The organism is Streptomyces brasiliensis (genome assembly GCF_014647875.1).
Classification (GTDB): Bacteria; Actinomycetota; Actinomycetes; order Streptomycetales; family Streptomycetaceae; genus Streptomyces; species Streptomyces brasiliensis.
In genome coordinates this window covers 1-15,248 of the sequence record NZ_BMQA01000111.1, presented here as the reverse complement: position 1 = coordinate 15,248, position 15,248 = coordinate 1, and the positions used below count along the sequence as shown (strand labels likewise).

The 15,248-nt window shown below is 70.2% G+C and carries 8 protein-coding genes and 7 pseudogenes; 5 read left to right on the top strand and 10 right to left on the bottom strand.

From position 1 onward, the window contains the following. The 8 genes and pseudogenes from IEZ19_RS46935 to IEZ19_RS52170 form a co-directional block, all read right to left on the bottom strand. Window positions 1-253: pseudogene (locus IEZ19_RS46935) on the bottom strand (serine/threonine-protein phosphatase); the annotation flags it as partial. 101 nt (window positions 254-354) lie between these two features. After that, on the bottom strand, window positions 355-4,875 hold the full coding sequence (locus tag IEZ19_RS46930) for a cation-translocating P-type ATPase (protein ID WP_189317503.1): 4,521 nt from the start codon (window positions 4,873-4,875) through the stop codon (window positions 355-357). Between the two features lie 31 nt (window positions 4,876-4,906). After that, window positions 4,907-5,371, bottom strand: a complete 465-nt coding sequence (locus IEZ19_RS46925; protein WP_189317502.1) for a hypothetical protein — start codon at window positions 5,369-5,371, stop codon at window positions 4,907-4,909. A gap of 240 nt (window positions 5,372-5,611) precedes the next feature. Then, on the bottom strand, window positions 5,612-6,082 hold the full coding sequence (locus IEZ19_RS46920) for a hypothetical protein (protein ID WP_189317504.1): 471 nt from the start codon (window positions 6,080-6,082) through the stop codon (window positions 5,612-5,614). Window positions 6,083-6,221: 139 nt separating this feature from the next. Continuing rightward, window positions 6,222-6,317: pseudogene (locus IEZ19_RS54020) on the bottom strand (NADP-dependent oxidoreductase); the annotation flags it as partial. Window positions 6,318-6,333: 16 nt separating this feature from the next. Continuing rightward, a pseudogene (locus tag IEZ19_RS52175) lies at window positions 6,334-6,564 on the bottom strand (SbtR family transcriptional regulator); the annotation flags it as partial. Window positions 6,565-6,681: 117 nt separating this feature from the next. After that, a pseudogene (locus IEZ19_RS46910) lies at window positions 6,682-6,806 on the bottom strand (IS5/IS1182 family transposase); the annotation flags it as partial. After that, window positions 6,806-7,021, bottom strand: a pseudogene (locus tag IEZ19_RS52170) (helix-turn-helix domain-containing protein); the annotation flags it as partial. The pseudogenes IEZ19_RS52170 and IEZ19_RS46910, both read right to left, overlap by 1 nt. A gap of 188 nt (window positions 7,022-7,209) precedes the next feature. Between IEZ19_RS52170 and IEZ19_RS46905 the strand changes: the two are divergent. Continuing rightward, window positions 7,210-7,632: a hypothetical protein gene (locus IEZ19_RS46905; protein ID WP_189317501.1), complete on the top strand. Its 423-nt coding sequence runs from the start codon at window positions 7,210-7,212 to the stop codon at window positions 7,630-7,632. Window positions 7,633-7,921: 289 nt separating this feature from the next. After that, the gene (locus IEZ19_RS46900; RefSeq protein WP_189317500.1) at window positions 7,922-8,908 is read left to right on the top strand and encodes a L,D-transpeptidase; all 987 of its coding nucleotides are present in this window, start codon (window positions 7,922-7,924) and stop codon (window positions 8,906-8,908) included. Between the two features lie 601 nt (window positions 8,909-9,509). On the opposite strand, the pseudogene IEZ19_RS46895 reads toward IEZ19_RS46900, so the two are convergent. Continuing rightward, window positions 9,510-9,989 (bottom strand): annotated as a pseudogene (locus tag IEZ19_RS46895) (MFS transporter); the annotation flags it as partial. Here IEZ19_RS46895 and IEZ19_RS46890 point away from each other — a divergent pair. The 3 genes and pseudogenes from IEZ19_RS46890 to IEZ19_RS46880 all read left to right on the top strand — a co-directional run. Further along, window positions 9,985-10,547, top strand: a pseudogene (locus IEZ19_RS46890) (RNA-guided endonuclease TnpB family protein); the annotation flags it as partial. The pseudogenes IEZ19_RS46895 and IEZ19_RS46890 sit on opposite strands and share 5 nt — an antisense overlap. Before the next feature lie 180 nt (window positions 10,548-10,727). Next, window positions 10,728-13,577 carry a SpoIIE family protein phosphatase gene (locus tag IEZ19_RS46885; protein WP_189317499.1) on the top strand — a complete coding sequence of 950 codons (2,850 nt, stop codon included), beginning with the start codon at window positions 10,728-10,730 and terminating at the stop codon, window positions 13,575-13,577. Between the two features lie 377 nt (window positions 13,578-13,954). Further along, a complete protein-coding gene (locus tag IEZ19_RS46880; protein ID WP_189317498.1) occupies window positions 13,955-14,365 on the top strand; it encodes a hypothetical protein in 411 nt (136 codons plus the stop codon). A 45-nt stretch (window positions 14,366-14,410) separates the two neighbouring features. On the opposite strand, the gene IEZ19_RS46875 is transcribed toward IEZ19_RS46880, so the two are convergent. Then, complete coding sequence (locus tag IEZ19_RS46875) at window positions 14,411-14,704, bottom strand: hypothetical protein (protein WP_189317497.1); 294 nt, start codon at window positions 14,702-14,704, stop codon at window positions 14,411-14,413. Window positions 14,705-15,248 lie beyond the last annotated feature (544 nt).

Genomic DNA, 15,248 nt, shown 5'->3' with positions numbered 1-15,248 from the left:
ACGTGCCGAGCAGCGAGGCCGCCGCCGCCACCGCGCCCAGCCCCTTGCCCTGCACGTCGCGGACGAAAACCCGGGTGCCGTACGGGCCGGGCTGGATGTCGTAGAAGTCGCCGCCGACGCGGGCCTCGACGTCGGCCGTGAGATGGACCGCCGCGTTCTCGAGTCCGGCCCAGTCCTGCGGCAGCGGGCGCAGCACGGTAAGTCGGGTGGTCTCGGCGATGTCCTGCATGTGCAGCATGCGGCGTTAGGCGCGCAGCCGGATCACGCAGGCCGGCGTGGCCAGGGCTGGGGGGGGGAGACCCCTGTACGGCCTCCGTGCCGAATGCCGAGCCGACGACCGGAGCGTATGCAGGCTCAGAGTCGCCGGACGAGCTCTTCGATCCCTGGCACCAACCGGGGGCCCAGAGCGGCAACGGCCATCGCAGTAGCGACTCCGGCCCAGGCGACCGGACCGAGCGGCGTGCAGCCGAAGAACTGGCTGATCAGCGGCGTCTGGATGAGGCCGATCAGTACCGCTGCCGAGCCGAGAACTGTCACCAGCACCAGCGGGCTGTGCCGCCGTCCGGTCACGGTCTGGGTGAGCTGGGCTCCGACGACCCCGCACAGTGCCATCGTGCTGGTCCGCCGCGCGGAGCCGGGCGTGATCGTGCCGATCAGCCAGGCGGTACTCGCGCCGAGCGTGGTGACGATGCCGCGCTCGCGGATCTGACGGGTCAGTGGATCACCGAGAGCCGCGACGCCGACGGGGGTGCTCTCCGCCAGGGCCGATTCGTCGTCCGGGTTGTCCTCGGTGGTCTCGTCCCGTGGCGTGACCGAGACCGCCATCGCCGGGAACATGTCGGTGAGCAGGTTGACCAGCAGGATCTGCCGGGTGGACAGCGGCGAGGATCCGGACAGCAGGGTCCCGAGCACCGAGAAACCGATCTCACCGGCGTTGCCGCCGATCAGTACGCTGATCGCATCCGCCACGCTGCGCCACAGGTCCCGGCCCTCGGCAACGGCGGCGACCAGCATGGACAGGTCATCGCTGGTGATCACCAGGTCCGCCGCGTTCCGGGCGGCTGCCGAGCCGCGGGCCGCGATGCCGATTCCGATGTCGGAGGCGCGAATGGCGGCGGCGTCGTTGGCGCCATCGCCGACCATGGCGACCACCCGCCCGGCCGCCTGCAGGGCCTCTATCACATGCAGCTTCTGCTCTGGAGCGACGCGGGCCACCACGTCGCAGTCGCGCAGCAGGCGGGCCCGGCCGGTGCGGTCGTGGGCGGCGAGCTGGTCGCCGGTGACCACCGATACGTCCTTGGGCCAGCCGAGCTGGACGGCGACCGCGCGAGCCGTTTGCGGGTGGTCGCCGGTGAGCATGACGGGACGTACGCCGGCCTGGCGGAGGTCGGAAACGAGCGGCGCGGAGCTGGCGCGAGGTGTGTCGGCCAGTGCGATGTAGCCGAGGAAGTCCAGATCTCTGAGAGATTGGCCGAGTGACTCGGCGGGTTCTTCGGTGTCCGTCAGCGGGCGGCTGGCGACCGCCAGCACCCGCAGGCCGTCAGCGGCCAGGGATTGCGCAAGGTCGTCGGTGGCGCCCTTGCAGCCGGGAAGCACGACCTCGGGTGCGCCCTTCACCAGCAGCACGCGGGCGTTGTCCGCGTCGGCTCCGACGGCGGCAGCATAGCCCCGGCTGGCCTCGAACGGCTGGACCTCGACGAGCGCCCACGGCGACCCGGGCGGGGCCGCGGCCAGGATCGCCTCGTCGGTGGAGTGGGCGTGGATTCCCGCCTCTTGATCGGGGGTGCGGCAGGTCAGTGCGGCAGCCTGGAGCAGCGGTGCCGCCTCGGTGGTGTCGGCCGGGTGTTCGGCGCCGTCCGCGGTGGCGACACGGGCCACGTGCAGGCGGTTCTCGGTCAGGGTGCCGGTCTTGTCGAAGCAGATGGTGTCCATCCGGCCGAGCGCCTCCAGGGCGCGCGGAGTGCGGACCAGGATCCCGATCCGGCTGAGCCGGCGGGTCGCCGCCAGCTGCGCGACGGTCGCCACCAACGGCAGGCCCTCCGGAACGGCGGCCACCGCGACGGCCAGTCCGCCCCGGACCGCCTCGCGTACCGGCCGGCCACGCAGCACCGACAGGCCGGTCACGGCGGCGCCGCCCAGCAGGGTGAACGGAAGCATCTGGCTGGTCAGTTCGTGCAGCCGGGCCTGAACACCGGGCGCTGGCTGAGTGCGTGAGGCAAGCTGCGCCGCCCGGCCGGCCTCGGTCCGGTCGCCGGTGCCCACCACGACGGCCCGGCCATGGCCGGCGACCACGGTGGTGCCTTCGAAGACCATGCAGTGGCGGTCGGCCACCGGTGCCAGCGGTGTGGCGTCCAACTGCTTGCCGGTCGGCAGCGACTCGCCGGTCAGTGAGGACTCGTCCACCTCCAGGTCCTCGGCCTCGATCAGCCGGCCGTCGGCCGCTACGACGTCGCCGGTGTAGAGCTCGATCATCTCGCCCGGCGCCAGCCGCCGCGCGTCCACGGACTGGGTCTCTCCCGCGTCCGCGTCGATGACTTGACGGGCCTTCTGACGCTGTCCCAGCTTGAGGCCGGCCAGTGCATGCTCGGCGCGTAGCCTTTGGATCCCTCCCACCAGGGCGTTCACACTCAGCGCGCCGACCACCATCAGCCCGTCCACCATCGCTCCCAGGAGGGCGGATGCGGTCGCGCCGACGAGCAGCAACGGCGTGAGCGGGTCGTGCAGCTCTGCACGGACAGCACCGACCAGACGGACCATCAGGCGCACGGGAGTGAAAACCGGAAGCCGAGCGACCTTGCTGCCGGCTTCCCGCAGATCCGCAAGCACGGTCGGCTCCGCAGCCCGGGCGCCGGTCCGCAGCCGGGCCAGCACCTCCTGTGGCTGCAGTGCGTGCCAAGGCACCCGGGGCGGTGGGTGCGGCGCACGGTTCGCGCTGACCTGTAGTGCGGCGCGCCAGCCGGAGACCAGAGAGGCGGCAGCGGCGGCGTTCACCGGCCCCACCCGGAAGCCCGGCGGGAGAGTGATGCGTGTCGAGCGAACGCCCCGGGTCACCACTAGCAGACCGGCGAGCGCGGCGCCCGCCTCGGCGAAGATCTTGGAGTGCTCGCCGACGCCCCGTGCCGCGGGGATGGCTGCCAGCAACCGCCATGCCCCTTCCAGCCCGTGCAGCAGCAGCACGTCCGCGCCCCACACCACCGCACTGCGGTCATCGGTGAGCGAGACGGCGATGTCGCTGCGCAGCAGACCGGCCAGCACATCACGGCTCTCTGGGGCCAACTGCTCTTCCGTGGTGGCCTGACCGCAGGGAACGTGGGCCACCGTCAGTACCACCCGGCCGTCACGCCGAAGTTCGCTGACCACATCGGCCAACGGCACTTCCATGCCGACGAGTTCGTCCGCAAGCGCCCCGAAGTCGCCGAGCGACCCGTCGTCCTGCACCACCACGTACAGACCGGCCCGGCGGGCCGCGTCCAACGCGGCCTCGGCCAGCGAGTCGATCTCCCAGCCGAGCAGGACGGTGCCGATGTCCTGGCCTTGCTCCGAAGCGATCATCAACCCGGTCCGAGACTCTTTCTGGTCGGGTACCGGGCGCAACGCGACCGCAGTCTCCTCGCCGGACTGCAGGACCGCCGCCGCAGCCTGCCACAGACGGTCGTGGTCCCAGTCGGCCACGTTCGCGTGCACGTCCAGGACCGTGCGCCTGGTACTGCGCAGCGCCTCGGGGTGGAGGACGACCGTGTCGACGAGTTCCAGCTGCCTGAGCCGGTCCAGGTCGCGGACGAGGACGCCCTCGCAGGCCAGCTCGGTGCACAGGCTCGCGGCGAACGCGGCGGGACCGTAGCGGACGGCCCTCGGGTTCCCGGCCAGCAGTGCCTCAGCAGCCTCGTGGACATCGCGAGTGAAGAGGAGGGCTCCGGCCGCGCCCAACAGCGTCCCGGTGACCGCCTGGTCCCGGTACTCCTCGCCCGGGTAGCGATGGAGCGGCGGGCGAGCGACCTCGCGGCCGGCCAGGCTCAGCCGCTCCGGCGCGCAGACGGTATCGTGCGCGGCATCGAACGCGGCGGCCCGGGCCACTGCCTCCGCCAGCTGGCCGGCCCGCAGCACTGCGTCCAGCACCAAGGCGATCGGCGACTGCCCGATCCCATTGGAGGCCGCGTTGGCGGCGGCGAGTACCAGATCAGTAGCCGAGCGGCCCAGACGGCGCCGCAGCACCGCCCGTACCCTCGGGTACTCACGCAACAGTGCGACCCCCGCGGTCACCAGGCGCGGTGCCGCCTTCAGGCGCACAGTCCGCGCGGCGACCGCGGCGCCGATCCCGACCGCGTCGCAGGCCACAGCGAGCGCCCCGGAACGTATGCCCCCCGTGTGGCCCGGATGTGCGGGCTCCAGCACATCCTCCTGAGGCCGCTCCAGCTTCTGCTGACCGGCCAGCTCCGTCGCCTGGTCCACCACCCGGTCGGTGACGGCATCCTGCGTCATCTGCACCACCAGCCGGGCCAGCCCACCGTCCCAGTAAGCGCCCAGCACATCCGGACGCTTCGCCAGCCCGGCTGCCACCCGCCTGGCGGCCGCCTCCGCGCTGCGCACGGTGACACCCGGGCTCGGACGCAACGGAAGCTGCACCCGGGATCCGGCACGCCAATACCCCCGACCAGGGGTCATCGCATTCAGCCCGACCCGCCCAACCCGCACCGCGGTCCCCGACACCGCCACCGCGCCGTGTGCGGCGGCGCGCGCCCCCGCGTCCGCAGCCCCGGCCGCCAGCCGAGCAACATCACCAGCAGCCGGGAGTCCCCTGCGTGCCACCTGCACAGGAGCCCCCAGCGCGAGGCTCAACCCCGCGGCGGGAAGTCGGTACCAAGAGCGCAGGACCATCTCTTACCTTCGCGGAGCCGCCAAAATCCCCTCACCCACCAGCCGACGAGGTCTTGGTCGCCTTCGTCTTGGTCGTCTTGGCTGCCGCAGCCTTCTTCGCAGCACGCGGCTTGGCCGTTGCACGCCCCTTGGGCGAAGACCTCGACGCGGACCGACGGGTCGTACCGGCGGCCGTGCGGACCCCGGCCTTCGCCGCACCACCCTCGCCGGCACGCGTGGGACGCGACTGCGTCAGCCAGACCACCGCAGCGCCCGCAGCGGCCACCGGCCACTCGACCGCACCCGCTGCGCCCAGCAATCCGACGCCCGCGTATGCCGCAATGCGTCGTGATCGCGGGGAGACGATGCCGACCGTGTCCAGGACGGTGTCGAACGCATCCTTGACGGTGGTCGCACCCGGCACATGGCTTACCGTCGTCGCTACCGTGTCAACAGGATGGAGCAGCTTTTCTGCCGCCGCGGAGGATACGGAGGATGCTCGCGCGTTCTCGCTCATAGCCGTCTCATCTCCTCCTCATCAGAGTACCCGCGGGTCGCCGAAGAACTCGGCCGACTCGGCACACACGACGCAGGTCCGGCGCGGCGTCTGCAGAGCTGCCGCGGGGATGCGTGCTGCCTCTTTTCGCATCTGTCGACCCCTGATGGGCGACCGCGTGCGCCTGCGGGAACCGGGGGCTCGGTGCTTCTGTCGGGCGACCGACCGCGCGTCGTTCTGCGATGCGGTCCCGGAACCCTCTCAGGCAAGGCCACGGCCGGTTTCCGCGTCCGCGCAGTACAGCCGGTCCTCCTTCCCACCCCGGCGCCGTGAGCGGAACAGCACGCGGTCAGAGCCGAGTGGCACCGGCTTGCTGTCGTACTCACCCGTGGCCTTCGCCCAGAGCACGCGGCCGTCGCGGACCGCAGCCACGGTCTGGCCATCGGTGACGAACAGGTGCCCCGGCCCGGTAGTGATCTCCAACGGCCGTACGGCCAGGCCGTCCGGTGCGGTCACCCTCACCGGCCGCAGGCCGCGCCGCCCGCCGGCGTCCGCGGCGTACAGCCCGTCGTAGCGCCATGTGGCGGCGTACGTCCAGTCGCCGACGCAAACCGGCCGACTGGAGAAGGAAGTGAGGCGCCACCGGCCGAGCCGCAGGCTGAGCAGTGGCTCGGCCGATGCTGTGCCGGGCGTCGTCGCCACCGAATTCCACTCGCGCCGGGGACTGGACATGAGCGTTGTGCCCCGTATGAGTGCCGAGGACGTCGTCACCGCCGGCCTGCGCGGCCTCGAACTCGGCGAGGTCGTCTGCGCCCCGGGTGTCGAAGACGCCGGCCTCCTCGATGCCGTGCAACGGGGCGTCACTGCCCTGATCGACGATGCCGAACACCTCGTCGTCCGCCTGGACACCGGTGACCTCTGGGCCGACCTCGTCGACCGCACCCGCGGCATCCACGCCGAGCACGTGGGCATCCGCACCGGCATCATGGTGCCCTCTCAACATCTCTGCTCCCTGCGCTCGTCACAATCGCGCTCACGACGACATCGAAGAGGTGATCGGCGCGTGGCGCGAGCGAGGGTTGATCGCTGAGCCACGCGAGCGACCGGGCCAGCGCAAACAGGTCGGTGCCGTCGATGTCGGTTCGCGCCATGCCCTCAGCCTGAGCGCGGGTGAGGAGTCGCGTGCCGGCCGCGCGCATCGTGACGCACTCAGATCCTCGCGTTGTCGGCAGTGACTTCTGGGCGGATCCCCTTCTGTGCCAGTGGCGGGTCGTAGCACCTGCTTTCTCCGCCTTCGTCACCAGCTTGGGCCTGTAGATTCCGTGTCCATGTCACCGACGTGACCAGATGAGGATGGCGGCCAGGTGAAGCGCAGCTTGGTAGGGAGCTTGTCCGTTCGCATGGCCAGACCGCGCCACTGCTTGAGTCGGTTGCTGCATCGTTCGACCGCGTTGCGGCCTCGCGGACGTAGCGGTAGACGCTGCTGATTCCGACGCGGAAACCTGCTGCGAGATGGGCATACGTTGTTCCGTTCCGCGGATGCGCTGCCAGGAGAGCCTGACGGCCGACGGTCAAGCGCCGCCACGGGCTCCCGATCCTCAGCCGGTGCTCGCGTAGCCGAGCGGCCAGGAACCGCAGGTGGGAACTGGACGATCCCGGCCGGGTAGACAAGGTCGTGAACTCATCTACCAGGACCTTCACCACATCAGGCGCCCACCTTCCACACCAAGCCACTGTCCTGTGACAGCGTATTGGCAAAGATTCACTGCGTCGTCTCGCGCGTATCTGACGAATCGGCAGGCGTGGGTGTCAGCACAACGTAGTTTCATTACTCAACAAGTGAAAGAGGCAAGGGCTGTATGAAGGCCATCGGAATGTCCGCGCGCTATGACCACTCCGGCCCGGCTGCCGGGACCGCGGACGAACCAATGCGCAAGGGATGGCCGTACAGCCCCGTTACCCCGCTGGTGACGCTCGCGGCGTCGGTGCCCGTCGCCCTCGTCAACCAACTGCTCACACACGGCGACTCGGCTCTGGTGGCGACGGTGGTCCGCCTCGTCGGCGTCGTCATGCTCTGCACCAGCGGCTGGTGGACGGGCACACACAAGGCCATCGGCACGCTCATTGTGTTCGTCCTTCCCGCCGTCATCTCCGTGACCGCTTCGCATGCCCCCGACATCGGTGCGGCCACACTCGTCGTCGTCAATGTGCTGCTCACCGGGCTCCCTCTGGCCGGTTGCCTCTGGCTGTGGCGGGTACGCCGGCGCCACGCCACGCAGTAACTGAGCGTGGAACGCATCATGCGTGACCTCGCCGTCACTGTCGTCACGGCCGCAGGCGCCGGTCGCGCACCAGGCCCGTGAGACGCAGCAGTGAGCTGAACCCCCGGATCAGGTTGAACCCATACACCGGGCGTCGGCGAACCGGGGGCGGTCGCCGCGAACGTAGGGAAGTTTGGGTGACGTGGATCACTGAAGATCTACGTGCCGCACGCAACTGTGGCCCATGCCTTGACTGTCTGACAAGGTGTCGGGCCCAGCAGGGCCGGAGGGCGAGAGAGCGGGGCAGGTCGTGGGGCGGCGCAGGGGCGGTATAAGGATCGCACTCGTCACGGTCGTGACGCTGGTGGGCGCGAGTGCCTGTGGTGGGGGCAGCAGTGACAAGGCGAGCGGGGACGACGCAAAGGCGTCGGGGAAGGCGAGTGCGAGTGCCTCGCCGTCACCGAAGAAGCCCGCGGGCCCGCCGATGCTGCTGGATACGATCACCCCGCAGACGGGAACCACGGTCGGCGTGGCCATGCCGATCTCGGTCGTCTTCACGAACCCGGTGGCGGCGAAGGCACGGGCAACGGTCGAGAAGCACATGAAGGTGAGCGCCTCGCAGTCGGTGGTCGGCGCCTGGCGCTGGATGGGCGATCGGCGCGCCGACTGGCGGCCGAAGACGTACTGGCCCTCCGGTACGACGGTGAAGATCGACGCTGACATGAAGGGCGTCAGCAACGGCAACGGACGCTACGGCGTACACGGCTACACGCACACCTTCAAGATCGGCGATGACGTGCGCGCGGATGTCTCGGTGACCGGCCACACCATGAAGGTGACCCGGAACGGAGAGGCGGTACGCACCCTGTCGATCAACGCGGGCAGCGCCGAGTATCCGACGTGGAACGGCACGATGGCCGTCATCGACAAGCAGGAGAAGGTCCACATGACCTCCTGCAGCGTTGGTATCACCTGCGACAAGGGCAACCCCGACTACTACGATCTGACGCTTCCCTGGGACGTCCACCTGACCCAGTCCGGCACGTATGTGCACTACTCGACCGGCGACCCCACTCCGGGCAGCGGCAGCGCCCGCGGCTCGCATGGCTGCGTCCATCTGTCCATGTCGGACGCCAAGTGGTTCTACGGCCAGGTCAAGCAGGGCGACCCGGTCACCATCACCGGCTCCCCCCGTGCCAAGGCCCCGGCCGACAACGGCTACGCCGACTTCAACCTGGGATGGGACGAGTGGCTCGCAGGCAGCGCGTCCGGGGAGCATCCGACCACGACCCTGTGACGCGCTCCAGCGGCGACACCGGTCCACGGAACCCGCTCGAAGCGCACATCCCAACAGGCCGCCAGAGATCGCCGAACCTGTACGCCGCCCTCTAAAACCCCAGGTCGAACGTCCCAAGAGTCCGGATGCCCGTACCCATCCGCGAGTTGCCCGAGTGATGTGCACGTACAGATAGTTGGGCTCCAGGACGCCTGCTGGGTATGCAACAGACGGCGAATGAGAGGGCCCTCGGCGCGCGTTCCTGGCTTCCCGACCACGGTGATTGTGCTGGCGTGGACCGCGCACTCCAAAGACGGAGTGGAGACGAAGCTGAAGAACGCCGTCTGCGCCGGCACCATCACTCTCTCCGCCGCCCGCAGCGCCATCAAGAACAATTGGACCACGGCCCTGCGGGTCACCGGAATCGGCTGACCCCGCCCCGATGCCGGGACATCCAGACCACATGCGCCGGGTGTCCCGGCATCAAACGTCCAGGTGTGCTGTTCGGGCACGTTGGTGGCGACTCGGGAACCGCCCGCCGACTTCTGGCCGACGGGCGGCAGGTCCCACATGGCCGACGATCGCGAATCACCGGGACGCGACGGGGGACGCGCCCGTCCCTTCAGCCGGCGACGTCGGCGGGCTGCCGCTCCGTCTGGGCCATGCGTGCCCTGCGTGTCCGGGGACCGAAGACGGCCAGGACGATCGCGCCGACCATCCAAGAGCCGGCGATGAAGTAGAAGACGCTCTGGTAGCCGTGGCCGTTGTAGAGCGCTGCGACGATCAGCGGCCCGGCGGCGTTCGACAGTCGCCCCAGGCCGTAGGAGACGCTTGTCCCCAGCGAGCGGCCACGGGTGTCGAAGACCTCGGGGGAGTAGGCGTAGCCGAGGGCTGTGTAGCCGCGCTCGAAGAGGTTCACCAGGAAGCCGAACACGACGATGAGGACCGGGTTGAAGGTGAGGCCGTACAGCAGACCGCACAGCGCGATGACCGTACCGAAGGCCACCAGGCACCATTTGCGCTCGAACCGGTCGGTGACCAGGGACGCGAGGTAGCAGCCGAGCGGGGCGCCGACGGTGGTCAGAGCGACGTAGAAGACGGACGGCCGGAAGATCAACGCCCCGCGCTTCCTGCGCCGGGCCGAGAAGAAACTCAAACGCCTGCAGCGGGAGCTGTCCCGCAAGGCCAAGGGATCGAAGAACCGGGCCAAGGCCCGCATCAAGGTCGCCCGCCAGCACGCACGTGTGGCGGACCGGCGCCGGGACTTCCACCACAAGGCATCCACACAGATCATTCGCGACAACTGTGAAAATCGGCGGGTGCTGTCTCGGGTCTCGGCCGTACCCGGCTCGCCAAGTCCGTGCACGACGCGGGATGGTCCGCGTTCGTCGGCATGCCGGAGTACAAGGCTGGCAAGCACGGTCGCACCTTCGCCAAGGTGGACCGGGCCTTCCCGTCCTCTCAGCTCTGCTCGGCCTGCGGATTCCGGGACGGCCCCGAACCCCTGCACGTCCGCGAGTGGACGTGCGGTGCTTGTGGTGCAGTGCACGACCGCGACCACAACGCAGCCCGCAACGTCCTCATCGAAGGACACCGTATCGTCGCCGCCGGACGGGCGGAGACGTCAAACGCCTCGTGGAGCGCCGGCCGGAAACCCTGAACTTTAAGCCAGGGAGCACGTCAAACAGAGGGCTCTCGTCGCGCGCGCGTCGCGCCCGGATCCCGTGCGTGGCACTCGGGCGGCGAGCGGCGTGGCCGGGCGCCGGTGCGACTGGCGGCGTCGGCGGGCCTCGCTGTGGACCATGTCCCGTACCAGGGCAGAGAAAAGTAGAGTTTGTCCATGCATGCACGGTTGGCGCTGCTGGACACCGTGGAAGCGGGCACCGCCGAGGGAGAGCTGCTGCGGCTCGTCCTTCAGCAGGCAGTGAGCGAGCTGAGGGGGCTGGGCGGTGCCGTGCACCTGTGCGGCCCCATGGGCGTGCTCCGGCTGGTGTCCGCCACCGGTCTGCCCGCGGCGTCCGTCCGCGAGTGGGAGATCATCGGCAACGAGAGCACCCAGGCCCCGGCGCTCGCCGTGCGCCGGGACTCCGCCGTGTGGGAGCTGGCCGCTGCGGGTGCGCAGGCCACGGCCCCCTGGCCCGGCGCAGGCCTGGCCGCCGTGCCACTGTCCCACGGGCGGGGACCGGTCGGCGCCCTCACGATCGTGACGGGGGCCGAGGGGAAGCCCGGTAAGGAGCAGTGGGACTTCCTGGAGGCGGCCGCCGCCTGGGCGCAGCGGCGGATGGCCGATGCCCCGCCGCTGACCCGCCTCGACCACGGCGGACCGAGCGCCGACCGGCTGCGGCAGGCCCTCGACGCCTCCCGGGTGGGCACCTGGGAGTGGGACCTCCGCACCGACGAGCTGATCTGGGACGACGCGGCCATGTCCGTCTACGGGACGCGGCCGGAGGAGTTCGTGCCCCGGACCCAGAGCTGGATGAAGGTCGTCCACCCCGACGACCTGCCGTGGACGCTTGCGGCCGTGGAGAAGGCGATCCACGAGCGCGGCGTGTTCGAGGCCGAGTACCGGGTCCGGCGCCGGGGCGGCGGCTACGGCTGGACGCGCGCCCGCGGCAGAGTGCTCGTCGACGACAACGGCGAACCCTGCCGGATGGTCGGGACGGCGTGGGACAGCCATGAGACCCGCGAGGCCCGGGACGCGCTCAGCCGCGCCCTGCGCCACATGAGCGACGGTTTCCTCTCCGTCGGCGACGACTGGCGGATCGCCTTCGTCAACCTGAAGGCGGAGGGCATCCTGGGCTCCACGGAGGAGGAGCTGTACGGCCGGGTGCTGTGGACGCTGCCGGCGGTACGGCAGATCGCCGGGATGGAGGCGCGCTGCCGCGAGGCCGCTGCCGCCGCCTCGCCCACGGGCTTCGACGTCCGGATGCCGGGCACCGGCAAGTGCTACCACCTGAGGGTGGTGCCCGTGCCGGACGGTGTCACCCTGTACCTCACCGACGTCACCGACACGCGCCGGCACGACGCGGAGCGGCGCGCCCGCGAACGTGCCGCGGCCGAGCGCGCCGCCCGGACCGCGGAACTGACCGCGGCGCTCGCCACCGCGACGACCTCCCGCGACGTGGTGAGCGCGGTCGCCCGCCGGGTGCTGCCCCCCTTCGCGGCCTCCGGTCTGATGGTCCAGGTCGTCGACGGCGACCGGGTGCGCAACGTCGGAGCGGTCGGATACACGTCCGACTACCTCGACTGGGTCGAAGGCCGCCCGAAAGACGTCCGCAACCCTGTCTGGGACGCCATCTCCACGGGAGAACCGCTGTTCGTCTCCACGGCCGAGGAGTTCGCCGCACGCTACCCCGACTTGGCCGACCATCCCGACCGCTCGGGCAAACAGGCCTGGGTGTTCGTGCCGCTGACTGCTTCCGGGCGCTGCTTCGGCGCCTGCGTGCTCTCCTTCGACCAGCCGCGCCGTCTGACCGACGAGGAGCGCACCCTGCTCACCACGATCAGCGCCCTGCTCGCCCACGCCCTGGAACGCGCGCGGCTCTACGACGCCGAACACACCCGCAGCCAGGAACTGCAACGCGCGCTACTGCCCCGGCGGCTCCCGGACCTCTCGGCCTGCACCGCCGCCGCCCGCTATCTGCCGGCCGGGCAGGGCATGGACGTCGGCGGCGACTGGTACGACGTGATCCCGCTGTCCGCTGGCCGGGTCGCGCTCGTGGTCGGCGACGTGATGGGACACGGCCTGTCCGAGGCCGCCACCATGGGGCGACTGCGCACCGCCGTGCACACGCTTGCCGCCCTGGAGCTTCCCCCCGACGAGATCATGGCCCACCTCAACGACATCGTCGCGGACCTGGGCGAGGACTCGTACGCCACCTGCCTGTACGCCCTGTACGACTCCACCAGCGGCACCTGCTCCCTCGTCCGCGCCGGCCACCCCCCGCCGGCGGTGGTCCACCCGGACGGCACCGTGCACTTCCCGGATGTGGCCGCCGACCCGCCGCTGGGCGCGGCGGAGCCGCCCTTCCAGACCACCGACGTGGTGGTGGCGCCGGAGAGCCTGCTCGTGCTGTACAGCGACGGACTGGTCGAATCGTCCGAACGCGAGATCGACCAGGGCATGGCCGACCTGGCCCGGCTGCTGCGGGCCTCGTACGACAAGGACCTGCAACAGCTCTGCGACGACATCGTCGCGGGCATCTGCCCGCGGACCGCCGACGACGACATCGCCCTCCTCGTCGCCCGGGTCCACGCGCTCGCCGCCGTCCGGATGGCCTCCTGGCCGCTCCCCGCGGATCCCAGGGCGGCCGGCCAGGCCCGCCGACACGTCCGGGAACAGTTGGGGGCGTGGGGCCTGGAGGACCTCTCGGAGACCACTGAGCTGCTCGCCAGCGAACTGGTCGGCAACGTCGTGCGCCACGCCAGCGGACCGATGCGCCTGCGTCTGCTGTGCGAGGCCGACCTGGTCTGCGAGGTCTTCGACGGCAGCCTGACCATGCCGCGGATCCGCCATGCCTCGGAGACGGACGAAGGCGGCCGGGGCCTCCAGCTCGTCGCCACGCTCTCCCAGCGCTGGGGCACCCGTTACACCGCGGCCGGCAAGTGCATCTGGACCGCCCAGGCGCTGTCCGCCGCCCCGGTGTCCATCCTGGACGGGTTCGACATGGACGCCATCGGGCCGCTCTGAGGCCCCACGGGATCCCATTCTTGAGCCCAGCAAGTGCATCGGAGCGGACCAATCGAGGCGGGGGTCGGTTCGGCCCGGGACCTGATACCGGGCGCTGCTCGTCGGCGGCGTCTCCCGCGGGGCCACCTTGCTTTGCCCACCAGGCCCTTGGAGTCCCAACGCCGTCGATGCCCGGGCTGCTGGTGGAAGAGCGCCATCCATGACGGCACCTCTTCCGTGTCACTCGTCTGCACCGCCGGAGGCGACGGAGATCAGCCGTCCGCTGAGGCTGGAACCTGACACAGCTGCGGCGCGCTGCCTGTTCGGGAGCCGATCAGGCAGATGGGATCGCGGCGCTGCGGACACATGCTGCCGAAGGAAGAAGAAGGTGCCTCCGCATGTCACATCACACCGCGATGAGGCCGGAGGCCACCTGGGCGGCCAGGTGGGCGGGAGCTCTGCTGTGTCTCGCGGTGGCCGCCATCCATGTCGTGGACCAAGGCGGCATCACGACGACGAGAGACCCGTACTACGTCGGCGTCGGCTACCACGTCCTGGAGATCGCGGCCGTGGCCGCCGCCGTGCTGCTTCTCATGGGTCTCGTCCGGCTGGGATGGCTGCTGGCGGCCGGGGTGGCCATTGGCCCCCTGCTCGGCTACATCCTCTCCAGGGGCCCGGGACTGCCCGACTACAGCGACGACATCGGCAATTGGACGGAACCGCTCGGGCTGGTCAGCCTGGCCGTGGAAGGCGCCCTGTTCCTGTTGTCGGTGCCGCTCTTCGTGCGAAGCTTGCGCCGCAGAACCTAGCAACCGAGCCCTGCTGAGCGACGGGGAAGCACACACACCGCTCCGTTACGCTGTGTGGATATTCGGCCGGACCTCGACGATGATGTCGGCGTCCTCCATGTCACCCTCCTCGTCGCGCCAGAGGAAGACCCGCACGTGCCTCGCCCGGGGGAGGCCACGCATCTTCCACTCGGTCATCAGGTCGGCGACGACGAGGGCGGCGGCGTATGGGGGGCCCTCGCTCGAATCGTCGGTCGTGATCGCGCCATGCCACCGTTCGGGGTCCCTGCCGTAGGGGCGCCATCCCTCCGAGCCGTGCGGCTCGAAGACGCGGTACACCCAGTCCGTCTCGGTGCCCATAACATCGATCCTGTCACCTCAAGGAGCACCGTGCGCCGTATCGGATCGACGGCTGCCTCCCGTCCACCGGCTGATCATGGATCCGCCTGATCAGGCAGCCGGACATCGTGAGTTCAACCTGAGTAGCTGCTTTGGTGAGTGATCACTGATGCTGATGTCGGCTCAGTGGGCTGCGGCCAACTTCGGCGACGGCGGCCACAGAGGCGGCGGTGCGGGCGAAGCGCACAGGGAGTCCTCTCGCAGAGCACGAGCTGGTCGTGATCTCCGTGGTGGCTCTCATGCTCGGCGCGCACGAGGATCGGTCGTGGCTCTCGTGGAGTGACCGCAGGTCGGCTTGTCATGATGTCCGCTTGTGATCCATTCCTGTGGCAGACATTCCCGACGAATTGATCACCCTGGAACGGGCCGCCGAAGCCGAGCGCGCGAAGCTCGCCGGCCTGGACGACGACGAGCACGAAGCGCAGCGCGTGAAGTGGCGCAGGGCGAATGCCGCGTTCCAGGCCGAAGTGACCGTGTACGCGGCGCGCAAGGACGTCGGCATGTC

What these genes read in the sequence shown, in the direction of transcription:
- IEZ19_RS46905 (WP_189317501.1), top strand. Translation starts at nt 7,210, where the DNA reads ATGAAGGCCATCGGAATGTCCGCGCGCTATGACCACTCCGGCCCGGCT.
- IEZ19_RS46885 (WP_189317499.1), top strand. Translation starts at nt 10,728, where the DNA reads ATGCATGCACGGTTGGCGCTGCTGGACACCGTGGAAGCGGGCACCGCC.
- IEZ19_RS46875 (WP_189317497.1), bottom strand. Translation starts at nt 14,704, where the DNA reads ATGGGCACCGAGACGGACTGGGTGTACCGCGTCTTCGAGCCGCACGGC.
- IEZ19_RS46880 (WP_189317498.1), top strand. Translation starts at nt 13,955, where the DNA reads ATGTCACATCACACCGCGATGAGGCCGGAGGCCACCTGGGCGGCCAGG.
- IEZ19_RS46925 (WP_189317502.1), bottom strand. Translation starts at nt 5,371, where the DNA reads ATGAGCGAGAACGCGCGAGCATCCTCCGTATCCTCCGCGGCGGCAGAA.
- IEZ19_RS46930 (WP_189317503.1), bottom strand. Translation starts at nt 4,875, where the DNA reads ATGGTCCTGCGCTCTTGGTACCGACTTCCCGCCGCGGGGTTGAGCCTC.
- IEZ19_RS46920 (WP_189317504.1), bottom strand. Translation starts at nt 6,082, where the DNA reads ATGTCCAGTCCCCGGCGCGAGTGGAATTCGGTGGCGACGACGCCCGGC.